A 22,023-nucleotide genomic window follows, 5' to 3' on the forward strand; every position below is an offset into this window, starting at 1 on the left:
CTAGCCACGGCCGGCGCCGCATGACCACCGTGCTGGACCGGTCCCTGCGCCTGCTGGAGATGCTGGCCCGGGCGCCGGAAGGGTTGCCGCTGGCCGCGCTGGCGGACCGGCTGGAGATGCCGCGCAGCGCCGCGCACCGGTTGCTGGGGGAGCTGGTCCGCCAGGGCTATGTCCGCCAGGGCCGCGATGGCGGGCCCTATGCGCTGACGCTGAAGCTGGTCGGCCTCGGCCTGACCTTCCTGGCGGAATCCGGCATCCCGGACATCGCCCAGCCGGTGCTGGACCGGCTGGCGGCGGCGAGCGGGGAGCTGGTGCGGCTCGGCGTCATCCGCGACGGGCGGCTGGTCTGGGTGGCCAAGGCGCAGGGCGCGCGGGCCGGGCTGCGCTACGACCCGGACAATGGGGCGGAGGCGCACCTGGCCTCCACCGCCAATGGCCAGGCCTGGCTGGCCACCCTGCCGGAGGAGGCGGCGCTGGCGCTGGTGGCGGCGCAGGGATTCGGGGAGGCCGCACGGCTCGGCCCGCAGGCGCCGCGCAGCGTCCAGGCCCTGCTGGCGCGGCTGGCGGTGGCGCGGGCGCAGGGCTTTGCCACCGTCAGCGAAAGCAGCGCGCCGGGCACGGCCGCGGTCGCGGCGGTGATCCGCGCGGCGCCGGCGGCCACGGCCATCGGCGTGCTGAGCATCGCCGGGCCGTCCTCGCGCCTCGATGCGGCACGGCTGCAGGCGCTGGCGCCGGCGCTGCTGGTGGCGGCGGCGGAACTCGGCCAGGCGGGGCAGGCCTCGCCGCTGCTGCGGGGCGTGCCATGACGGATTGCGACGTGCTGGTGATCGGCTCCGGCGCCGGGGGCCTGGCCACCGCGGTGACGGCCGCCTTCCACGGGCTGCGCGTGGTGGTGGCGGAAAAGGCGCCGGTGTTCGGTGGCACCACCGCCTGGTCCGGCGGCTGGATGTGGGTGCCGCGCAACCCGCTGGCCGTCGAGGCCGGCATCGTCGAGGATGTGGTAGAGCCACGCCGCTACCTGCGGCATGAGCTGGGCAACCAGTTCGACGCGGCGAAGGTGGACGCCTTCCTGGACGCGGCGCCGCGCATGGTGGATTTCTTCCGGGCGGAGACGGCGGTGCGGTTCATCGCCGGCAACGCCATCCCGGATTTCCATGGCGACAGCCCGGGGGCGGCGCTGGGCGGGCGCTCCGTCTGCGCCGCGCCCTTCGACGGCCGCGCGCTGGGGGCGCTGGTGCACCGGCTGCGGCCGCCGCTGGCGGAGCTCAGCCCCTTCGGCATGGGCATCGCCTCCGGCACCGATCTCGCGCGCTTCATGAGCGTCACGCGCTCCGCCCGCTCGGCGCTGCATGCGGCGCGGCGGCTGGCACGGCACGGGTGGGAGCGGTGGCGGCATGGGCGCGGGCTGCACCTGGTGAACGGCAATGCGCTGGCCGCCCGGCTGCTGAAATCCGCCGACGACCTCGGCGTGACGCTGTGGGAGTCGAGCCCGGCGCTGCGCCTGGTGGTGGAAGGCGGGACGGTGCGCGGCGCCGTGCTGCGGCGAGCGGGGCAGGACGTGCAGGTCACGGCGCGGCGCGGCGTGGTGCTGGCCTGCGGCGGCTTTCCGCATGACGCGGCGCGCATCGCGGGAATGTTCACCCATGCGCCGGATGGCGCGCATTTTTCCGCCGCCCCGCCCGGCAATCGCGGCGACGGGCTGCGCCTGGGGGAGGCAGCGGGCGGCGCCGTGGCGCAGGATCTCGCCGATCCGGGTGCCTGGGCGCCGGTCTCGCTGGTGCCGCGGGCGGATGGAACGGTCGCGCACTTTCCGCACCTGGTCGAACGCGGCAAGCCCGGCGTCATCGCGGTGACCGCGGCGGGACAGCGCTTCACCAACGAGGCGCGGGCCTATCACGACGTGATGCGCGGCCTGTTCGCCGCGGTGCGGCCGCCGGCGGCGGTCTGCTGCTGGCTGATCTGCGACCACCGCTTCCTGCGCCGCTACGGGCTGGGTGCCGTGCGCCCGGCGCCGCTGCCCTACGGCGCGCATCGGCGCAGCGGCTATCTGCGGAGCGGCGCGACCCTGGCGGCGCTGGCGGCCGATTGCGGCATCGAGGCCGCGGCGCTGGAAGCCACCGTCGCGCGCTACAACGGCCCGGCGCGGCAGGGGCAGGACCCGGCATTCGGCCGTGGCGCCACGCCCTATGAGCGGATGCAGGGCGATGGCGGGCGCTGCAACGCGCCGATCGAGCATGCGCCCTTCCACGCCGTGAAGATCGTGCCCGGCAGCCTGGGCACCTTCGCCGGGCTGCGCACCGATGCGGCGGCGCGGGTGCTGGACGCCGCCGGGGCGCCCATCCCCGGCCTGTTCGCGGCCGGCAACGACATGGCGAGCATGATGGGCGGGCATTATCCCTCCGGCGGCATCACCCTCGGCCCCGCCATGACCTTCGGCTGGATCGCCGGCCGCACCCTTGCCGGAGTCGAACCATGAAGCGCCCGCTCGGGATCGCCCAGCTCACCTTGCTGGAGACGCCGCCGCCGGAGATGATCGAAATCGCCGCGGCGGCCGGGGCGGATTGCGTCGGCGTCCGGCTGATCCCGGTGCTGCCGGACACGCCCTTCTATCCGCTGATGACCGACGCGGCGCTGATGCGGGAGACGCTGCGGCGGATGGACGACACCGGCGTGCGCGTCTTCGACATCGAGATCGTGCGGCTGGAGGCGGAGACCGATGTGGCCCGTTTCACGCCCTTCTTCGAAGCCGGCGCGCGGCTGGGCGCCAAGGCGATCCTGGTGGCGGCCTATGACCGGGAGCCGGCGCGGCTGGCCGAGACCTATGCCCGCTTCTGCGACGCCGCCGCGCCCTATGGCCTGACCGCCGACCTGGAATTCATGCCCTGGACCGCGGTGCCGGATGTGCGCGCGGCGGTGGCGCTGCTGGCGCAGGTGGAGCGCCCGAATGCCGGCATCCTGGTGGACCCGATCCATGTCGACCGCAGCTTCAGCACGCTGGCGGACCTCGCCACGATTCGGCCGGAGTGGCTGCATTACTGGCAACTCTGCGACGCGCCCGCCGCGCAGCCGGCCGACCTTGAGGCGATGCTGCACCAGGCGCGGGCGGAACGGCTGCGGCCGGGGCAGGGCGGCATCGACCTCGGCGCCCTGGTCAGCGCCATGCCGGCGCATCTGCCGGTGAGCCTGGAAGTGCCGGAGGTGGCGCTGGCGCGGCGCGTGGCGGCGCGGGAGCGGGGCGTTTCGATGGTGCGGGAAGCGCGGGATTTCCTGGCACGCCAGGGCTGACCCTGGGCGGAAGCACGCCGGGCGGCCGGGCGTTGGCGGCGTCCCGGAGGCAGGCTCGACGGCGCTTCTCGACGACACCGGCTACCTCGCCGCGCTCTGCACCACGGGCGCCCATGTGCCGCAGGTGATCCGCGTCTGGCGGACACGCTCCACCAGGGACATCGCCCTCCGGACGCTCGCCGTGCTGGTCACGGGGCTGAGCCTGCGGCTCGTCTACGGGATCTGGCGCGGGGAGGTTCCGCTCATCGCCGGCAACGGCGCCACGCTGATGCTGGCCAGCAGCATTCTCTGCTTCAAGCTCCGCCACGGCTGAGCGTCTCACGCAGCCAGGCCAGGCTGCGCGCGATCTGCGGTTCCTCCTCCTCCCCATGGGCGGGGTCGAGGTAGTCGATCTCCAGCGCCAGCAGGCCCGTGTAGCCCACGTCGCGCAGCTGGCCGAGCACGGCCTCGATATCCACCAGCCCCGCATCCAGCGGCACGCTGGGCCAGAAGGCGAAGGTCTTCGGGTCGCCGCGGCGCGTGGTGACGTTCTTCACATGCGTGGCGCGGGTGAAGGGGGCGAGCTTGGCGGCAACGGCCACCGGCTCCTCGAACATCCGCAGGTTGTTCGCGGTGTCGAGGCAGACGCCGAGGCCCGGGCTGTCCACCGCCTGCATGATCTCCACCATCTCATCCGCCAGGAGGTCGATGTGGTTCTCCACCGCCAGCACCACGCCCTGCCGCGCAGCGGCCTCCGCCAAGGGGCGCAGCATGGGCACCAGCCGCGCCTTGTGCTCCACCCATGCCGCCGGGCGGGTGCGGCGGCTTCCGGCGCAGATGCGCATCACCGTGGCGCCGACGCGCCGGGCGATGCCGATATGGCGCAACAGGTCTTCCGCGGCGGCGTCATCGGTGCCGGAGCGCAGCCCATCTGGATGGCCCCAGGCCCAGACCGGCTCCAGGCCGAGCGCCGCCACCCGGTCCGCCAGCCGGTCCAGCGTCCTGTCGTCGTCCGGGATGTAGCAGGCTTCCAGCGAGACGCCGGCCACGCCATGGCCATGGGCGATGTCGAGGAAGCCGAAGACATCGATGCGGCGGCCGGGGTCGCGCTGCAGCCCTTCATACCAATCGCCGAAAAAGCGGTGGTAGCAGTAGCTGTCGATGCCGATGCGCATGGCGCGGCCTCCTCTCCCGCGGGCCCTTCAGCCGGCGATCTCCACCAGCACCGGCACATGATCCGACGCCTTGGCCCAGCCGCGCGCATCCTTCAGCACGGTGTGGCTGACCAGCCCGCCGGCCAGGTCCGGCGAGACCCAGACATGGTCCAGCCGCCGCCCGCGGTCGGAGGCGCGCCAATCCGCGGCGCGATAGGACCACCACGTGTACAGCTTCTGGTCCGCCGGCACGAAGTGGCGCAGCGCATCGTGCCAGGCGCCGGCCTGCATCATCGCGGTCAGCGCCTGCGTCTCGACCGGCGTGTGGGACACCACGTCGAGCAACTGCTTGTGCGACCAGACATCATGTTCCAGCGGTGCGATGTTCAGATCGCCCACCAGCACCGCACGACGGAAGCCGCCGGCGGCGTGGCGCGCGGCGGACCAGGCGGTGGCTTCCGCGACGAAATCGAGCTTGTGGGCGAATTTCTCGTTCTTCACGCGGTCTGGGATGTCGCCACCCGCGGGGATGTAGAAATCATGCAGCTCCACCGGCCCGCCGGGCGCGTCCAGCTCCACCGCGATGTGCCGGCAGTCGCCCTTGGCGCACCAGTCCGGGTCCACGCCGTCCCGCTGCGTGAAGGGGATGCGGGAGAGGATGGCGACGCCGTTGTAGCCCTTCATCCCGCGCACCGCGCGATGCTCGAAGCCCAGCGCGGCCACGCCCTCATGCGGGAACAGCGCGTCCGGGCATTTCGTCTCCTGCAGGCAGATCACGTCGGGTGCCAGCGCGGCGACGAGATCGGCCAGCAGCGGCAGCCGAAGCCGGACGGAGTTGATGTTCCAGGTGGCGATGCGGAGGGTCATGCGGCCTGCGGAATGGCGGTGGATGGTGGTGCGACCCCCACCTGGTGGTGCGACCCCCACTCCGACCCTCCCCCGCAAACGCGGGGGAGGGAGAAGTAGAGGCTAAACGATCTTGACGGTGACCGTGCCGACGCCCTCAACCATGCCTTCCAGCAGGTCGCCCTTGACCACGGCGGCGACGCCTTCCGGCGTCCCGGTCATGATCAGGTCGCCGGGTTCCAGCCGCACCAGGCCGGAGAGGTTGGAAATGACCTCCGGCACGGACCAGATCAGCTTGGAAAGGTCGGAGGTCTGCGTGACCTTGCCGTTCACCTTCAGCTCGATCTTGCCCTTGGACGGGTCGAAGTCGCCGGCCGGCACCAGCAGGCCCATCGGCGCGGAATGGTCGAAACCCTTGCCCATGTCCCAGGGGCGGCCGGTCTTCTTCGCCTCGTTCTGCAGGTCGCGGCGCGTCATATCCAGGCCGCAGCAATAGCCCCAGACATGCTTCAGCGCATCCGCCTGGCTGATGTCCACGCCGCCGGTGCCGATGGCGACCACCAGCTCCATCTCATGGTGCAGCGACTTGCTGGCGGGCGGGTAGGGCATGTCCGCGTCGTTGATGACGACGGCATCCGCCGGCTTGGTGAAGTAGAAGGGCGGCTCGCGCGTCGGGTCGCTGCCCATCTCGATGGCGTGCTCGGCGTAGTTGCGGCCGACGCAGAAGATCCGGCGGACCGGGAAGGACCCGCCGCCCTGCACGGGGATGAAGGCCTGGGCAGGCGGGGGGATGACGAAATCGGCCATGGAGGGTCCTTGCGATCGCGCGATGCGCCGGGACCATAGCCCCGCGCCGCCGGCACGCAAGGGGCGGGCGGCCCCCAGCCCGTTCAGCCCAGCGTCACCCGCCACATGAAGCTGCGGCGGTCCCCGGCCCCCAGCATCTGCATGCCCGGCTTGGCCCAGATATCGCCCCAGAACCAGGCCGGGTCGGCATGGCCGGCCCAGGGCTCGATGCAGAGGAAATCCGCCCCCGGCTTCATCCAGAGGCCGAGTTCGGAGAATCCCTGCCAGGCCAGCTCCAGCCCCGGCGCGCCGGGGGCGCTGTAGCGCAGCCGGCGGCTGGCCGGGTTCGGCAGGATCAGGGCGGAGGGGCGGAACAGATCCTCCCGCAGCCCGACATTGCGGCCGTGATTCGGCATGGGCTGCGGCGTGGCGTCGATCAGCCCGTTGGCGTCCAGCCGCCAGACCGGGCCGGATTCCGTCTGCTCGAATTCGAGGCGGTGCGCCGGCTTGCTGCCGGCCCCGGGCAGCGGCCAGCGGAAGGCCGGGTGCGCGCCAACCGAGAAGGGCAGGGTGCCCTCGCCCGGGTTCTGCACCGTCGTGGTGCAGGTCAGGGACGTGCCATGCAGCGCATAGGCGACCTCGAGCCGGAAGGCGAAGGGGTAGGCGGCGCGGGTGGCGGGACTGTCGGCCAGCAGGAAGCGGCAATGCTCCGCTCCCTGCTCCACCAGCTCGAACCGGCTGTCGCGGGCGAAGCCATGCTGGCCCAGGGCGAAGACCTCGTGCCCCACGCGCAGCGTGTCGTCGCGCAGCCGCCCGACGATGGGGAACAGCACCGGGGCGTGGCGCGGCCATTCCGGCCCGGCCTGCCAGAGGTATTCGCGCCCCGCGGCATCCTTCAGGCTGGTGAGTTCCGCACCGTCGGGCTTCACCTCGACGCTGATCTGCTCCGCAGCCAGGCGCAGGCGGCCGGTCATGCCGGGAATCCTTTCATGGCAGCCGGCCGGCGTCACGCCGCTGGTCGAAGGCGCGGGCGTGCAGATGCGCCAGGTCATGCAGCCCGGGATCCACCCCCGCCCGGCGCGCGGCATCCGCCAGGAAGCCCAGGATGTGGTCGGCCTCGGTCCGCCCGCCGGCCTCCAGGTCCCGCAGCATCGAGGCGGTGTAGGGGCTGGCCGGATCGGTGAACAGCGTGCGGTAGCCGGACAGGAAAGCATCCGTCATCGCATGGCCCCGGGCGGCGGCGATGGCGGCGTTGCGCTCCAGCAGGGTCAGCAGGAAGGCGCCGCCGCCGGCGCGGACGATCTCGCCGACGCTGGCGCGCATCAGCACGGTGCCGGCGGCGACGGTGCCGAGATGCACCAGCTTCTCCCACATCCGCCGCTCGATATCCGGCACGGCTTCCGCCACCAGGCCGGGCGCCTGGCCGAGCGCGGCCGCCAGGGCGCCGGCGCGGCCGTCCAGCCGGCCATCCTGGTCGCCGAAGGTCAGCCAGTGCCAGTCGCCCAGATGCTGCACCACGCCGTCCGGCGTCAGCGTCGCGGCGCATTTCGCCAGCCCACCCCAGACGCGCTGCGGCCCGAAGGCGGCGTTCAGCGTGGCGATGTGCGCCATGCCGTTCAGGATGGGCAGCACGCAGGCGCCGGCTTCCACCGCCGGACGGATCGCCTCGATGGCGCTGTCCAAATCATAGGCCTTGCAGGACAGCAGCACGACATCGAAGCCCGGCCCGGCCCGGCCGGTGGTGGCCACCGGGCGGTCGATGTCGCCGAAGGTGCTGCGCACCCGGAGCCCGTCCCGCGCCAGCGCCGCCGCCCGCCCGGGCCGCACCAGGAAGGTGACGTCGAGCCCGCGTTCCAGGGCGCGCCCGCCGAAATAGCCGCCGAGCGCCCCCGCCCCCAGCACCAGCATCCGCATCGCCCGCCTCCCCGCGTCGGGCGCCAGCAATCCCCGCAAGCCCGCGCGCTGTCCAGCCTGCATTCGCCGGAATAGGTGCCGCCGCCCTGCGGGGAAGCAGGGCGGCGGCGGTGCGCGCGATGGAGCAGGGGGGGGATCAGCGCATCGCGGCGATGTCGATCATCTCGCCCTGCGGCAGGCCGGCGACGGTGCCGAGCGCGGTCAGCTTGCCATCGGCCAGGTTGATGCCGTGCAGCGTGTTGCCGGCCAGCACGAAGCCGCTGTTGCCGCCCTGGCCGTCCGCCAGGATGTCGAAGCCCACCTGGACCGGCAGGCCCATGCCGAACATGCCCTTCACCTGCTGAACGCCATCATTCGGCGGCGCCTGCAGGTTGTAGGCGCCGAGCAGCGTGTCGATGGTGTAGAGCGCCGTGCTGGGCGCGCCCGGCTGGCCGGCGGCCGGGGCGTTGGCGGGGGGCGCCACGCTGTTGGTGTAGGCCGCGGCGGTGATGCGCGGCGTGGTGCCGGCCTGCGGCGAGCCCGCCATGTACTTCTGCTGGCCGTCCTGCACGACCTGGCCGGTTTCCACGTTCACCCGGAAGTTCACGCCGCTCATGCCCATCAGGCGCAGGCGGTTGGCCACCGGGTTGAAGTCCACGATGGCGCGGCCGCCGCTCTCGAACGGCTTGTCGAGGCGCGAGACCTGCGTGGCGCGGCCGGTCATCGGGTCCACCGTCACGATCTGCCCGCGCTCCGTCACACCGTAGAGCAGGCCGTTCTGCGGCCGCTGGTCGATGCCCAGCAGGCGCCCATCGGCGCCGGTGACGCGCACGGCCGGGCTGGCGCGGCGGGTTTCGCTGTCGATGCGCACCAGCCTGTTGTCGGCGGTCAGGCCGACCAGGCTGGCCGCCTGTGCGCCGGCGGCGCCGGCGGCGCCGGCCAGCAGCGCCGTGGCGGCGAGGGTCGCGGTGCGAAGGGTTCGGGACATGGTTCGTCTCTCCGTTTGCCGTGGCAGGCCTCATCGGCCTTCCTGCTGGCGTTACGGAGCGCGATGGCGGCCGGATGCAGCGGCGGCCGGATTAATTTCAGCTGCCGACCGCCGGCGCCAGGCGGCCGATGAACAGGATCGGCCCGGTCGGCCGGCCGATCGGCGACCCGCCCGGCGGCTCCAGCGTGATCTCGATCAGCATCCCCGGGCTGGGACGGATGGTGCTGGGGGAGACGGCGATGCGGCCTTCCGCCGGGATCAGGCCGAGCGAGGTCGGCGCCGTCGCGCCCTGCGGCAGCGCCCACAATTCCAGCACGCGGCCTTCCGGCGCCGGGCGCGGGTTCAGCGAGGCGAGGCGGATGCCGCCGCCATCGGCCTCCACCAGCCAGGCCGGCTGGTCGCGTTCGGTCAGCAGCACGGTCATCAGCCGCGGCTCGGGCTCCGGCCGCAGCAGGATGAAGGCGGCAAGGCCGGCGGCGAGTGCCGTGGCGCCGAGCGCCCCGGCCCGCCACGGGTCGAACAGCGTGGCCAGCCAGGATTTTCGCGTGGGCGCCGGCGGCGGCGCGGGGTCCAGCGCCGCCTCGATGCGCTGCCACAGGCCGGGCGGCGGGGCTTCCGGGGGCGCCAGGGCGGCGAGCGGCGCCAGCCGCGCCTCCCACGCCGCGACGGCCTCGGCCAGCGCCGGGTCGTTCGGCAGGGCGGCGGCGACCGCCGCGGCCTCCCGCGCTTCGAGCGTGCCGAGCACGTATTCGGCGGCCAGCGCGTCCCGCTCGTCCGGGGTCAGGGGAAGGCCGCTCATGCCAGGCATTCCCGCAGGCGCAGCAGGCCGCGGCGGATCCAGGCCTTCACGGTGCCCAGCGGCAGTTCCAGCCGGGCGGCGATCTGCGCATGGCTCAGCCCGTGCACGAAGGCCAGCACGATGCCGCGCCGGTTGCGCTCCTCCAGCGTCGCCAGGCATTGCCGGAGGCGGCGCCCCTCCGCCTCGGCGGCGACACGCTCCAGCGCCTCCGCCTCCACCGGCTGGTCGCCCAGGCTGGGGTCGTCGCTCGGGATCTCCCGCCCCCGGGCGCGGGCCATGTCGAGCGCGGCATAGCGGACGATGGCGCCGAGCCAGGCTTCCGGCGTGCCGCGGGCAGGGTCGAATTGCTGCGCCCGCCGGGCGATGCGCAGGAAGGCGTCCTGCAGCGCATCCGCCGCCGCGTCGCGGTCGCGCAGGATGGCGTTGGCGACGCCGAACAGGCGGACGGACTGGCGCTCATACACCGCGCGCAGCGCCACCCGGTCGCCCTGCGCGACGGCGGACAGCAGGGCGGTGAGGTCGGTCTCGGCGTCCATCGGTCGGCAGAATGACCATGCCGCGCGGCCCTGGGCAACCCACCGCGGGAAGCCGGCGCCAGCGCGTTGATCACGGGCCCGTTAGCCGGGACGGCCGGTGCCGGGCGCCGGCCTGCCCATGCGGCGGGCAGTTCCGGCCGGGACTGCCACAGGGGGCGCCACGGCGCCGCTTCGGCCGCGCCGCCCACGGCCCCGGGCGCGGGCCCGCCGCGGTGGCACGGCACCTGCATGGCGGCGGCACCATGACCCGCTGGCCCCCCTGCCGCGATGCCTCCGCCGGACGCCCCAGGCGCCCCGGGCGGCCGCCGCGCGCGCACGGCCTGGCCCGCGCCCGTGGCCGGTGGCGACCAGCGGGCTGACCCGAGGCCGTCGCGTCCCGACCGGGGACGCGCGGCGCCTTCCGCGCATCCGCACCCCTGCCTTACCCGCCGCATCGGTGGAGCCTGAATTGAGCGAACCCGACCCCCTGGCCGCACTGGAGAGCGATCTGGCGCGCCAGATCGACCTGCTGGCCTACCCCGCCGCCCCCTGGGTGGCACCGCTGCCGGCACCGGATGGCGCGCCGGCGCTGGATTGCGCCATCATCGGCGGCGGCATGTACGGCCTGGCGGTTGCCGCCGCGCTGCGACGCGAACAGGTGCGCCACACCACCATCTTCGATGCAGCGCCGGCCGGCCGCGAAGGCCCCTGGGTGACCTTCGCGCGCATGGCCATGCTGCGCACGCCGAAGGACCTGACCGGCCCGGATGGCGGCCTGCCCGCCGCCAGCTTCCGCGCGTGGTGGGAGGCAACCCACGGCCCCGCCGCCTGGGACGCGCTGTACCGCGTGCCGCGCACCGCCTGGATGGCGTATCTGAACTGGCTGCGCCGGGTGCTGGACCTGCCGGTGCAGAATGGCTGGCGGCTGGTGGCGATGCAGCCGGTGGCGGACGGCACGCTGCTGCAACTGGAATTCGCGACACCGGAGGGTCCGGTGCTGCGCCACGCCCGCAGCGTGGTGATGGCCACCGGATCCGGCGGCAGCGGCGGCCATGCCATCCCGCCGGAGATCGCGGCGGCGCTGCCCGAAGGCCGCGTGCTGCACGCGAATGATGCGATCGACCTCGCCGGCCTGCGCGGCCAGCGCATCGGCGTGCTGGGCGCCGGCGCCACCGCCTTCGATGTCGCCATCGCCGCGCTGCAGGCGGGCGCCGCCACCGCCACCGTCTGCGTCCGCCGGCCGACACTGCCACGCGACAACCCGCGCCGCTGGATGGAGAATGCCGGCTTCCTGGCGCATTACGTGGACCTGCCGGATGGGCTAAAATGGGCCTATGCCATGCGCCTGCGCCGCATCGGCCAGCCACCGCCGCAGCCCACCTTCGATGCCGCCCTGGCCCTGCCCGGCTTCCGCCTGGCCACCGGCATGCCCGCCGAGACCGTGCGCTGGACGGGGCAGGAGATCCTGGTGGAGGGCCAGGGCCGCCGCCAGGTCTTCGACCGGCTGGTGATCGCCACCGGCTTCCTGTCCGATCTCGCGCTCTGCCCGGAATACGCCGCGCTGGCGCCGCGCGTGGCGCTGTGGCGGGACCGTTACGTGCCGCCGGCGGAAGCCGCCGATGCCCGGCTCGGCCGGCAGCCCTATCTCGACCGCTTCGGCGGCTTCCAGGAAAGCCAGCCCGGCACCGCGCCCTGGGTCGGCCGCGTCTTCAGCATCACCGGTGCCGCCTCGCTCAGCCTCGGCCCCGTCGCGGCCTCCGTCAGCGGCATGAAATACGCCCTGCCGCGGCTGGTGGAGGGGGTGAAGCGCCGCCTGTTCCTGGACCAGCAGGAGGCGGACTGGGCGCATTTCGTCGCCGGCGAGCACGCCGAGCTGGCCCCCTTCGACCTGCCGGAGAGCGTCGCCGCATGAACACCATCCCCGTGACACCCTTGGCCGCGACGCCGGAGAGCATCGCCCCCTACGGCACGCTGGTGCAGCCGGGCGAGGACGGCACGCCCTTCGGCCCGCAGGACGCGGTGCTGGACCTGACGCAGGGCACGCCGCGCTTCTACATCATGCGCCTGCCGCACCGGCCGCTGCTGATCCGCGGCATCACCCGGCACCGCCGCGTGACGCAATGCCTGGCCTCGGCCGATGGCGCGGACTGGTTCATCGGCCTGGCGCCGGCCGATGCGCCGCTGACGGCGGAAGGCATCACCTGCTTCCGCATCCCCGGCGGCATGGCGCTGGCGCTGCATGCCGGCACCTGGCACGCCGGCCCCTTCTTCGCCGCGCCGGTGCAGGATTTCTTCAACCTGGAGCTGTCCGACACCAACGAGACGGACCACGACACGGTGCGGCTGGACACCGCCTTCGGCGCCGTGCTGGCCATCGCCGCCTGATGCGCAGCCATGGCCGCTACGGCTTTTCCGCCATCGCCCACCGCCCGGCCTGGGACTGGCCGAACGGCACGCGCCTGGCCGTGCATGTCTGCGTGAACCTGGAGGCCTTCCCCTTCGCGGAGGGGCTGGGCATTCCGCTGGTCAACCCGCTGCCCGAGCCCGACGTGCAGAATTTCGGCTTCCGCGACTGGGGCAACCGCGTCGGCGTCTGGAACCTGCTGGAGGCGCTGGACGAACACGCCATCCCCGCCGCGGCGCTGCTGAACACCGCCATCTACGACCAGTGCCCGGCGGTGGCGCAGGCTTTCCGCGCCCGCGGCGACGAATGCGTCGGTCATGGCCGCACCAATGCCGAGCGCCAGTCCGACATGGACGAAGCGACGGAGCGCGCCATGATCCTGGCCTGCCGCGACCGCATCGCGCAGGAGGAGGGTGCGCCGCCGCGCGGCTGGATGGGGCCCTGGGTGTCGGAGACGCATGCCACGCCCGACCTGCTGGCGGAGGCAGGCTTCGACTACACACTGGACTGGACGCATGACGACCAGCCGACGCTGCTGGCGACACGCGGCGGCGGCACGCTGGTCAGCGTGCCCTATTCGCGCCCGACCAACGACATTCCCGCGCTGCACGCGGCGAAATTCACGCCCGCCGACTGGGCGGAGATGCTGATCGACCAGTTCGAGGAGCAGCTTCGCCTGTCGGCGCGCTGGCCGCTGGTGTTCAACCTTTCCCTGCACCCCTTCCTGGTGGGCCATCCCTTCCGCCTGCGGCATCTGCGCCGCGTGCTGGCGCATCTGGCGGCTTCGCGCGATGCCGTCTGGCTGTGCCGCCCGGGCGAGATCGCCCGGCATGCCAGGCACGTGCTGTAGCCATGGATTTCGAGTGGGACCTGTTCGTCGACTCCCTGCCCACGCTGGCGCGTGGCGCGCTGACCACGGCGGAACTCGCGGCGTCTTCCATCGGCATCGGGCTGGTGATCGGCCTGGCGGGCGGGCTGGCGCGGGTTTCCGGCATCGCCGCGCTGAACGCCGCCGCCATCCTGTATGTCACGCTGCTGCGCGGCGTGCCGCTGCTGGTGACGCTGCTGTTCTTCTACTACGGCCTGCCCTCGCTCGGCCTGCTGCTGGAGGCGAAGGTGGTGGCGATCCTGGCGCTGGCGCTGACCAACGGCGCCTATGTGACGGAGATCGTCCGCGCCGGCATCAACGCCATCGACCGCGGGCAGATGCGCGCGGCGCGCTCGCTCGGCATGGGATGGGGGCTGGCGATGCGGCGCATCGTTCTGCCGCAGGCCCTGCGCCGCGTGCTGCCGCCGATCGGCAACGAGGCGATCACGCTGCTGAAGAACACCGCGCTGGTCTCCGTCATTGCCATCCCGGACCTGCTGCGGGCGGGGACGGACATCATGACCTGGCAGGCCAACACCTTCAGCCCCTTCGCCGGCGTGGCGCTGATGTACCTGGCGATGACGCTGCCGCTGGTGTGGCTGGTGGCGCGGCTGGAATCGCGCTGGAGGGTGGCATGAAGCCGGTGCTGTTCCGCGGCGCCACGCTGCTGCCCGGTGCGGGCATCTGGACGCCGCGCCCGGCGATGGACCTGCTGCTGGATGAAGGCCGCATCGCCGCCATCGGCCGTGGCCTGGACCTGCCGGAGGGCGCGGAGGCGATCGAGGCCGGGCACCTGCTGCTGCTGCCCGCCTTCATCAACGCCCACACCCACTCGCCCGAGGCGCTGGCCCGCGGCCGCGCCCCGATGGCGCGCCTCGATCCCTGGCTGGCCGTGCAATATGCGGAAGGCGAGGACGCGCTGCCGGCCGCGCGCATCCGCCAGGCCATCCTGGTTTCGGCGGCGGAGGCCATCCGCGGCGGCGCGGTGCAGGTGACGGACCATTTCCGGCAGATCCCGCCGAACCTGGACGCCGTGGCGGTGGCCGCCGCCGCCTGGGCGGAGGGCGGCATCCGCGCCCGCGTGGCGATGATGCTGCGCGACCTGCCCTCCCCCACCGCCAGCTTCTCGCCGCCCAGCACGGCGCAGGCGCTGGCGCTGGCCGAAGCGCTGCTGAAGGCGCCGCCGCCGGGGGCCGAGATCGGGCTCGGCCCTTCGGCGCCGCAGCGCTGCACGGACCAGTTGTTGATGGGCGTGGGCGCGCTGCTGCGCCGGCATGGCGGCTTCCTGCACCTGCATCTGTGCGAGACGGCGAAGGACGCGGCGGATTGCCGCGCCCGCTTCGGCACCGACCCGGTGGCGCATCTGGAACTGCTCGGGCTGACCGGCCCGCAGGCCGAATTCGCCCATTGCGTGCATCTGGCGGATGCGGAGCTGGACCGGCTGGCGGCGACCGGCACGCTGATGGTGCACAACCCGCTGGCCAATCTGCGGCTCGGGTCCGGCATCGCCCCGGTGGCCCGTGCCCTGGCGCGCGGCGTCCGGCTGGGCATCGGCTCCGACGGCCCCGGCAGCAACGACACGCAGGACATGCTGGAGGCCGCGAAGCTCGCGCTTCTGCTGCCGCGCGCCGGCCGCCCGGATGCCGAATGGCCGACGCCGGGCCAGGTGCTGGGCATGGCCACGGGCGGCGCCAGCCTGGCCGCCGGGGCGCGCGCCGACCTCATCGCCTTCGATCTGCGCGGCGCCGCCTTCCTGGATGCGAAGCCGGAGGAGATCGCGCCGCGCCTGCTGATGGCGGCCCGCCCGCGCGACCTGCGCCATGTGCTGGCCGATGGCCGCTTCCTGATGCGCGACGGCGCCCTGACGCCGCCCGCCCTGGCGGCGCTGCCATGAGCGCGATCCGCATCGGGAACCTGCACAAATCCTACGGCGCCACGCCGGTGCTGCGCGGCGTGGATCTGGAGGTGGCGGCCGGCGAGGTGGTCTGCGTCATCGGCCCCTCCGGCAGCGGCAAATCCACCCTGCTGGCCTGCCTGAACGGGCTGGAGCCCTTCGAATCCGGGGAGGTGGTGGTGGACGGCCAGCACATCGGCTGGGGGCCGGAACGCGGCGGCGCGCGGCAGCGCGTGCCGGAACGCGCGATGACGCTGGCGCGGCGCCGCATCGGCATCGTCTTCCAGGCCTTCAACCTGTTCCCGCACATGACGGCGTTGGGCAATGTGATGGAAGCGCCGGTGCAGGTGCTGCGCCGGCCGCGCGCCGCGGTGGAGGCGGAGGCCCGCGCGCTGCTGGCCCGCGTCGGCCTGGCGCACAAGGCGGATGCCTATCCGGCCGACCTTTCCGGCGGCCAGCAGCAGCGCGTCGCCATCGCCCGCGCCCTGGCCATGCAGCCGGCGGTGATGCTGTTCGATGAGGTGACCTCCGCCCTCGATCCCGAATTGGTGGGAGAGGTGCTGGCCGTCATGCGCAAGCTGGCGGAGGAGGGCATGACCATGCTCGTCGTCACGCATGAGATGGGCTTCGCGCGCGACGTCGCCGACCGCGTGGTGTTCATGGATGCGGGGCTGGTGGTGGAGCAGGGGCCGCCGGCGGCGGTGCTCGGCAACCCACGCGAGCCGCGCACCCGCAGCTTCCTTGGCCGCGTCCTGCGGCCCGAAACGCAACCCGCCTGAAAAGGATGAAGCCATGATCCTCACCCGCCGCGCTGCGCTGGCCACCGCCCTGGCCGCGCCTTCCCTCGCCTTGGCGCAAGGCGACGACTCCCTGGCCAAGGTGCGCGCCGCCGGCGTGCTGAAGGTCGGCAATGGCGGCGCCTTCCCGCCCTTCGAGTTCATGCAGGCCGGCACGCTCACCGGCTTCGACATCGAGCTGGGCGAGGAACTCGGCCGGCGGATGGGGCTGCGCATCGAGTGGCAGGTGATCGCCTTCGCCGGGCTGATCGCGGCGCTGACATCGGGCCGCGTGGACACGCTGATCACGGCGATGACCTGGACGGCGGATCGGGCGGAACGCATCGCCTTCTCCACCCCCTACTACAAGACCGGCATCGCCGCCGGCTACCGCCCGGGCCTGGCCATCGACCGGCCGGAGGATCTGGCGGGGCGCATCGTCGGCGTGCAGGTCGGCACCTCCGGCGAACGCTATGTGCGCGACAACCACGCGGCGGCGGTGAAGGAGATCAAGGTCTACAACGAATTCCCGCTGGCGCTGCAGGATCTGGTGGTGGGGCGCGTGGAATGCGTGGTGAACACGCAGCCGGTGCTGCGCTGGAACATCGCCCGCAACAGCCGCGTGCGGCTGGGTGTCTCGCCGATCTGGGATGCGCGCGATGTCGGCATCAACACGCGCAAGGCGGATGCGGGGCTGATGGCGGAGATCAACCGGCACCTGGCGGCGATGCAGGCGGATGGCTTCCTCGCCTCGCTCGACGCCAAGTGGTTCGCGCAGGCCGGCTGAGCATGGACGCGCTGCCGCCCCCCGATGCGCTGACCGGGCTCGAACGCCGCGTGGCGTGGGAGCTGGAAACGCTCGCCTATCCGGCACGACCCTGGGTGCGGAAGCTGGCGCACCCCGATGGGCCGGTGCTGGACGTGCTGGTGGTGGGCGGTGGCCAATGCGGCCTGGCCACCGCCTTCGCGCTGCAACGCGCGCGCATCGACAACATCGCGGTGCTGGAGGCGGCCGCGCCGGGGCAGGCCGGGGTGTGGACGAATTTCGCCCGCATGCACACGCTGCGCACGCCGAAGCATGTGACGGGGCCGGAGCTCGGCGTGCCGTCGCTTTCCGTGCGCGCCTGGTACGAGGCGCGCTTCGGCGCGGCGGCCTGGTCGGCGCTGCACAAGATCGGGCGGGAGGACTGGCACGATTACCTCGCCTGGCTGCAGCGCGTGCTGGCGCTGCCGGTGCGGCATGGCTGGCGCGTGACAGGCATCGCGCCGGAGGGTGAGGGGCTGCTGGCGGTGCAGGCGGAAGCCGCGGATGGCGCGCGGCAGCGCCTGCTGGCGCGGCAGGTGGTGCTGGCGACGGGGCTGGACGGCAATGGCGGCTGGCAGGTGCCGGCAATGATCGCCGCGGCGTTGCCCGCCAGCCACTACGCCCACACCGCGCAGGCCATCGACTTCGCCCGCCTCGCCGGCAAGCGCGTGGCGGTGCTCGGCGCCGGCGCTTCTGCCTTCGACAATGCGGCCATGGCGCTGGAAGCCGGTGCTGCGCGCGTCGACCTGCTGGCGCGCCGCCCGGTGCTGCCGGCGGTGAACCCCAATCGGTGGATGGAATTCTTCGGGTTCCTGCATCATTTCACGGATCTGCCGGACCCGCAGAAATGGCGCTTCATGCAGACGCTCTTCGCGCTGAACCAGCCGCCGCCGCAGGAGACCTTTTCGCGCTGCGCCGCGCAGGATCGCTTCTTCCTGCATCTCGGCGCGCCGCTCGATGGCGTGGCGATGCAGGGCGACATGGTCGCGCTGCACACGCCGCGCGCGGTGCTGGCGGCGGATTTCCTGATCGTCGGCACCGGTCTGGTGGTGGACCTCGCGCTGCGGCCGGAACTGGCTGCGGTCGCGCCGCATGTGGCGCTGTGGCGCGACCGCTTCGCGCCGGCGGCGCAGGATGCCGGGCTCGGCGCCTACCCCTATCTGACTGACAGCTTCGCCTTCACGGAACGCCGGCCCGGCGCAGCGCCATGGCTGGCGCGGCTGCGCAGCTCCTCCTTCGCCGCCATGCCCAGCACGGCCTCCTCCGCCGGCATCTCCACCCTGCGGCCGACGGTGGAGCGCATCGTGCGCGGCATCGCCCGCGACCTGTTCCGCGACCAGGCCGAGGCCGACCACGCGGCGCTGCTGGCCTATGGGGAGAAGGAACTGGTGGACACCACCCTGGCTTCGGATCGGACAGGCTGATGGTCAAGGACGGCGCCGCGCATCTGCGCAGCCTGCGGGATGACCGCTGCATCTTCATCGACGGACGCCGCGTGCAGGATGTGACGACGGACCCCGCCTTCGCCGGCGCCGTCGCCTCCGCCGCCGCGCTGTACGACCACCAGGCGCGCCATGCGGAGGCGATGACCTTCGAGACGGAGACCGGTGCGCGCGTGAACCGTGCCTGGTCGCTGCCGCGCAGCCATGCGGAGCTGGTGGCGCGGCGCCGCGCCATGGAAGCCTGGGCGGAGCAGAGCTGCGGCATGATCGGCCGGTCCCCGGACCATGTCGCCTCCACCTTCGTGGGTTTCATGATGGGGCTGCACGCCTATGCCCCGCCGCGTGCCGCGGCGCTGGCGGACTACTTCGCGCATGCGCGGGACAAGGACCTGTTCCTGTCCTACGTCATCGTCAACCCGCAGGCCGACAAGGCGAAATCCGCCGGCGAGCAGCCCGGCGGCGGGCTGGTGGCCAGCGTGGTGGATGAGGACAGCCACGGCATCACCATCAGCGGCGCGAAGATGCTGGCGACCAGCGGCATCATGGCCAACGACCTGATGGTGTCCGGCTTCGCCGCGCTGGGGCCGGGCGACGAGGCCTTCGCCTTCACCGCCGTCACGCCGATCGCCACCGCCGGGCTGAAGCTGCATTCGCGCCGCAGCTACGAGGCCGCCGCCACCTCCACCTTCGACTACCCGCTCTCCTCCCGTTTCGATGAGAACGATGCCGTGGTGGTCTTCGAGGATGTGAAGATCCCCTGGGACCGCGTCTTCGTCCACCGTGACCTGCGCATGGCCCAGGCGCAGTGGCACGAGACGCGGGCGCATGTGATGCAGAACTACCAATGCATCGTCCGCCTGATGGTGAAGCTGCGCTTCCTGCTCGGCCTGGCGCACAAGGTGGCGGAGGTGAACGGCATCCTGGGGTTTCCGCAGACGCGGGAGACACTCGGGCTGCTGGCGGCGAAGGCGCAGAACATCGAGGCGCTGGTCGTCGCCATGGAGGCGGCGGGCGAGAATTTCCACGGCTATTTCGTGCCGAACCGCCCGATGCTGGTCACCGCCCAGGTCATCGCCCAGACCACCTACCCCGACTTCATCGAGGCGATCCGCGGCCTGGCCGGCGGCGGCGTCATCATGGTGCCGTCCTCGGCGGCGGATTTCGATGGCGCCGAGATCGAGGGGCTGATCCGCGCCGCCCAGCGTTCCCCGGTGACGGACAGCGAGGGACGGGTGAAGCTGATGAAGCTGGTGTGGGATGCCATCGGCTCCGAATTCGGATCGCGCCACCTGCAATACGAGATGTTCTATTCCGGCGCGCCCTTCGTGGTGCGCGGCAACAGCTACCGCTTCCACGACTGGGCGCGGGAGATCGGCTTCGTGGAGGGATTCATGGACAGCTACGCCCTGGACCGCACAGCGCGAAAGGCGGCCGCCGAATGACCCCCGAGACGATCCGGGCCAGCGCCTTCGTGGCGCATGGCGACATCCGCATCGAGGGGGCCGCCAGCGGCCCGCTCGCCGGCCTCACCTTCGCGGTGAAGGACCTGTTCGACGTGGCGGGCACGCGCAGCGGCTGGGGCAACCCCGACCGGCTGCGCGATGCGCCCCTGTCACTCAGCACCGCCAGCGCCCTGCTGCCGGCCCTGGACGCGGGCGCGACGCTGATCGGCAAGACCCATACGGATGAGATCGCCAGCGGCCTGTTCGGCGAGAACCCGCATTACGGCGCGCCGATCAACCCGCGCGCGCCGGACCGGGTGCCGGGCGGCTCCTCCTCCGGCTCCGCCGCGGCCGTGGCCGCCGGGCTGTGCGACTTCGCCTTCGGCACGGATACCGGCGGATCGGTGCGCGTGCCGTCCAGCTTCTGCGGGCTGTATGGCATCCGCACCACGCATGGCCGCGTCTCCGTCGCCGGCGTGATGCCGATGGCGCCCAGCATCGACACGGTCGGCTGGTTCGCCCGCGATGCCGCGCTGCTGCGCCGGGTGGGGGCGGTGTTCTTCGGCGAGGCGGACACCCCGGCGCCGCGGCTGCTGCTGGCCGAGGATGCCTTCGCCATCCCCGTGCCGGCCCTGGGGGCGGCGCTGTTCGGCGCGGCGCAGCGGCTTGGCGCCGCCACCCCCGTGACGCTGTACGAGGAAGGCGCCGCGCATTGGCTGGACACCTTCCGTCCGCTGCAACTCGGCGAATTGTGGACCACCCACGGCACCTGGGCGCGGGAGCCGGGCCGGGTGCTCAGCCCCGCCGTGGCGGACCGGCTGGAGCTGGCCGCGACGGTGACGCCGGACGCCATCGCCACCGCCTGGCGGGAGCGGGAGCGGCTGACGGCGCGGCTGCACGCGCTGCTGGGCCGGGACGGCGTGCTGGTGATCCCGACTGCGCACGACCTGCCGCCGCTGCGCGATGCGCCTGTCGCCGCGCAGATGGCCTTCCGCGACCGCACCTTGGCGCTGACCTGCGTCGCCAGCCTGTGCCGCCTGCCGCAGGTGAACATCCCGGCCGGCACGCTGGAGGGGGTGCCGATCGGGCTCTCGCTGGTGGGCGCGCCCTACCAGGACGCCGCCCTGCTCGCCGCCGCCGAGATGCTGGCGGAGCGCCTGGCATGACCGAGGCCCAGCGCCTGACCATCGGGGTCTCCGACTGCGACCGCGCCCGGGCCCTGGCCGAGGGACGGGTGGCGATCGACGGCGTGGCGGCGGAGGTGACGGTGATGCCGCTGCAGCCGCTGTTCAACCTGCAGATGACGCACCACACCTTCGATTGCTGCGAATTCCCCATCGCCACCTGGCTGCGGCATTTCGACCGGCCGCAGCAGGAATACGTGGGAATCCCGGTCTTTCCCTCCCGTCATTTCCGCTTCTCCTGCGTCTTCGTGAACAAGGCGAAAGGGCTGACGAAGCCGGCCGATCTCGCCGGCCGCCGCGTCGGCACCATGGTGTGGGACATGGCCGCCGCGGTCTGGCTGCGCGGCATCTTCGACGAGCATTACGCCCTGCCCTGGGACGCGCCCATCTACGTCAATGCAGGGCTGAACGAGGCCCGCGCCGGGGAGGATCATCCGCAGCAATACCCGCCGGCCGCGCGCATCGAGCATGTGACGGACCGCAGCCTGTCGGCGATGCTCGAATCCGGGGAGATCGACGCACTCTACACCGCCCGCGCGCCGGACAGCTTCTTCAGTGCGCCGGACAAGGTGGGGCGGCTGTTTGCCGACCCGATGGCGGCGGAGCTCGACTACTTCGCACGCACGGGAATCTTCCCGCCGATGCACCTGATCGCGGTGAAGCGCCGCTTCGTGGAGGCGAATCCCGGGCTGCCGCGGGCGCTGCTGGCGGCTTTCGCGGAGTCGCAGCGCCTGGCGCGGCTGCGGCTGCATGACAGCGCCACCCTGGCGGTCGGCCTGCCCTTCCTGGCCCAGCAATTGGAGGAGACGGAGCGTCTGCTGGGCCCCGCCTTCTGGTCCACCGGCTTTGCCGCGAACCGGGACATGTTCGCCACGCTGATCCGCTACATGCGGGCGGAGGGCCTGCTGCGGCGCGACCTGGCGCCGGAGGATCTGTTCCCCGCCAGCCTGCTGGAGAGCTGAG

23 protein-coding genes are annotated in these 22,023 nt (G+C 72.8%); 15 read left to right on the forward strand and 8 right to left on the reverse strand.

Annotated features, from left to right (window positions below):
• The first annotated feature begins 20 nt into the window (after positions 1-20).
• The 4 genes from HEQ75_RS06465 to HEQ75_RS27810 are packed head-to-tail and all read left to right on the forward strand — an operon-like array spanning position 21 to position 3,598.
• Complete coding sequence (locus HEQ75_RS06465; protein WP_168028398.1) at positions 21-806, forward strand: IclR family transcriptional regulator; 786 nt, start codon at positions 21-23, stop codon at positions 804-806.
• A complete protein-coding gene (locus HEQ75_RS06470) occupies positions 803-2,476 on the forward strand; it encodes an FAD-dependent oxidoreductase (protein WP_168028400.1) in 1,674 nt (557 codons plus the stop codon). Before HEQ75_RS06465 ends, HEQ75_RS06470 begins: the two co-directional genes overlap by 4 nt.
• Positions 2,473-3,285, forward strand: a complete 813-nt coding sequence (locus HEQ75_RS06475; RefSeq protein WP_168028402.1) for a sugar phosphate isomerase/epimerase family protein — start codon at positions 2,473-2,475, stop codon at positions 3,283-3,285. The genes HEQ75_RS06470 and HEQ75_RS06475 overlap by 4 nt, the downstream gene beginning before the upstream one ends.
• Positions 3,263-3,598: a SemiSWEET transporter gene (locus HEQ75_RS27810; RefSeq protein ID WP_168028577.1), complete on the forward strand. Its 336-nt coding sequence runs from the start codon at positions 3,263-3,265 to the stop codon at positions 3,596-3,598. The genes HEQ75_RS06475 and HEQ75_RS27810 overlap by 23 nt, the downstream gene beginning before the upstream one ends.
• On the opposite strand, the gene HEQ75_RS06485 is transcribed toward HEQ75_RS27810, so the two are convergent.
• From HEQ75_RS06485 to HEQ75_RS06520, 8 genes are all read right to left on the reverse strand, one after another.
• Positions 3,579-4,439: a sugar phosphate isomerase/epimerase family protein gene (locus tag HEQ75_RS06485; protein WP_168028404.1), complete on the reverse strand. Its 861-nt coding sequence runs from the start codon at positions 4,437-4,439 to the stop codon at positions 3,579-3,581. The genes HEQ75_RS27810 and HEQ75_RS06485 overlap by 20 nt on opposite strands.
• 27 nt (positions 4,440-4,466) lie before the next feature.
• A complete protein-coding gene (locus HEQ75_RS06490; RefSeq protein WP_168028406.1) occupies positions 4,467-5,285 on the reverse strand; it encodes an exodeoxyribonuclease III in 819 nt (272 codons plus the stop codon).
• A 102-nt stretch (positions 5,286-5,387) separates the two neighbouring features.
• Complete coding sequence (locus HEQ75_RS06495) at positions 5,388-6,071, reverse strand: fumarylacetoacetate hydrolase family protein (protein ID WP_168028408.1); 684 nt, start codon at positions 6,069-6,071, stop codon at positions 5,388-5,390.
• An 83-nt stretch (positions 6,072-6,154) separates the two neighbouring features.
• The gene (locus tag HEQ75_RS06500) at positions 6,155-7,024 is read right to left on the reverse strand and encodes an aldose 1-epimerase family protein (protein ID WP_168028410.1); all 870 of its coding nucleotides are present in this window, start codon (positions 7,022-7,024) and stop codon (positions 6,155-6,157) included.
• A gap of 13 nt (positions 7,025-7,037) precedes the next feature.
• Positions 7,038-7,964, reverse strand: coding sequence for a 2-dehydropantoate 2-reductase (locus HEQ75_RS06505; RefSeq protein ID WP_168028412.1), 927 nt, complete (start codon positions 7,962-7,964; stop codon positions 7,038-7,040).
• A 136-nt stretch (positions 7,965-8,100) separates the two neighbouring features.
• Complete coding sequence (locus HEQ75_RS06510) at positions 8,101-8,931, reverse strand: DUF4394 domain-containing protein (protein WP_168028414.1); 831 nt, start codon at positions 8,929-8,931, stop codon at positions 8,101-8,103.
• Positions 8,932-9,028: 97 nt separating this feature from the next.
• Positions 9,029-9,730, reverse strand: coding sequence for an anti-sigma factor (locus HEQ75_RS06515; protein ID WP_168028416.1), 702 nt, complete (start codon positions 9,728-9,730; stop codon positions 9,029-9,031).
• Complete coding sequence (locus HEQ75_RS06520; RefSeq protein WP_168028418.1) at positions 9,727-10,266, reverse strand: sigma-70 family RNA polymerase sigma factor; 540 nt, start codon at positions 10,264-10,266, stop codon at positions 9,727-9,729. Before HEQ75_RS06520 ends, HEQ75_RS06515 begins: the two co-directional genes overlap by 4 nt.
• Positions 10,267-10,714: 448 nt before the next feature.
• On the opposite strand from HEQ75_RS06520, the gene HEQ75_RS06525 reads away from it, so the two are divergent.
• From HEQ75_RS06525 to HEQ75_RS06575, 11 genes are read left to right on the forward strand one after another with little or no spacing between them, the layout of a single operon-like run.
• Positions 10,715-12,157, forward strand: coding sequence for an FAD/NAD(P)-binding protein (locus HEQ75_RS06525; protein ID WP_168028420.1), 1,443 nt, complete (start codon positions 10,715-10,717; stop codon positions 12,155-12,157).
• Complete coding sequence (locus HEQ75_RS06530; protein ID WP_168028422.1) at positions 12,154-12,630, forward strand: ureidoglycolate lyase; 477 nt, start codon at positions 12,154-12,156, stop codon at positions 12,628-12,630. Before HEQ75_RS06525 ends, HEQ75_RS06530 begins: the two co-directional genes overlap by 4 nt.
• Positions 12,630-13,499, forward strand: a complete 870-nt coding sequence (locus HEQ75_RS06535) for a polysaccharide deacetylase family protein (RefSeq protein WP_168028424.1) — start codon at positions 12,630-12,632, stop codon at positions 13,497-13,499. The genes HEQ75_RS06530 and HEQ75_RS06535 overlap by 1 nt, the downstream gene beginning before the upstream one ends.
• Before the next feature lie 2 nt (positions 13,500-13,501).
• Positions 13,502-14,155 carry an amino acid ABC transporter permease gene (locus HEQ75_RS06540; RefSeq protein WP_168028426.1) on the forward strand — a complete coding sequence of 218 codons (654 nt, stop codon included), beginning with the start codon at positions 13,502-13,504 and terminating at the stop codon, positions 14,153-14,155.
• A complete protein-coding gene (locus tag HEQ75_RS06545) occupies positions 14,152-15,411 on the forward strand; it encodes an amidohydrolase family protein (RefSeq protein ID WP_168028435.1) in 1,260 nt (419 codons plus the stop codon). The genes HEQ75_RS06540 and HEQ75_RS06545 overlap by 4 nt, the downstream gene beginning before the upstream one ends.
• Positions 15,408-16,190 carry an amino acid ABC transporter ATP-binding protein gene (locus tag HEQ75_RS06550; RefSeq protein WP_168028437.1) on the forward strand — a complete coding sequence of 261 codons (783 nt, stop codon included), beginning with the start codon at positions 15,408-15,410 and terminating at the stop codon, positions 16,188-16,190. Before HEQ75_RS06545 ends, HEQ75_RS06550 begins: the two co-directional genes overlap by 4 nt.
• A 13-nt stretch (positions 16,191-16,203) precedes the next feature.
• Positions 16,204-16,974 (forward strand): ABC transporter substrate-binding protein, encoded by a 771-nt coding sequence (locus HEQ75_RS06555; protein ID WP_168028439.1) that lies wholly within the window; start codon positions 16,204-16,206, stop codon positions 16,972-16,974.
• A gap of 2 nt (positions 16,975-16,976) precedes the next feature.
• Positions 16,977-18,416, forward strand: coding sequence for an FAD-dependent oxidoreductase (locus HEQ75_RS06560; protein WP_168028441.1), 1,440 nt, complete (start codon positions 16,977-16,979; stop codon positions 18,414-18,416).
• Positions 18,416-19,876: a 4-hydroxyphenylacetate 3-hydroxylase family protein gene (locus HEQ75_RS06565; RefSeq protein ID WP_168028443.1), complete on the forward strand. Its 1,461-nt coding sequence runs from the start codon at positions 18,416-18,418 to the stop codon at positions 19,874-19,876. The genes HEQ75_RS06560 and HEQ75_RS06565 overlap by 1 nt, the downstream gene beginning before the upstream one ends.
• Positions 19,873-21,042, forward strand: coding sequence for an amidase (locus HEQ75_RS06570; protein ID WP_168028445.1), 1,170 nt, complete (start codon positions 19,873-19,875; stop codon positions 21,040-21,042). The genes HEQ75_RS06565 and HEQ75_RS06570 overlap by 4 nt, the downstream gene beginning before the upstream one ends.
• Positions 21,039-22,022, forward strand: coding sequence for a substrate-binding domain-containing protein (locus HEQ75_RS06575; RefSeq protein ID WP_168028447.1), 984 nt, complete (start codon positions 21,039-21,041; stop codon positions 22,020-22,022). The genes HEQ75_RS06570 and HEQ75_RS06575 overlap by 4 nt, the downstream gene beginning before the upstream one ends.
• The last annotated feature ends 1 nt before the right edge of the window (position 22,023 follow it).

Origin of the sequence: Falsiroseomonas selenitidurans, assembly GCF_012103215.1 — a bacterium.
GTDB classification, from domain to species: domain Bacteria; phylum Pseudomonadota; class Alphaproteobacteria; order Acetobacterales; family Acetobacteraceae; genus Falsiroseomonas; species Falsiroseomonas selenitidurans.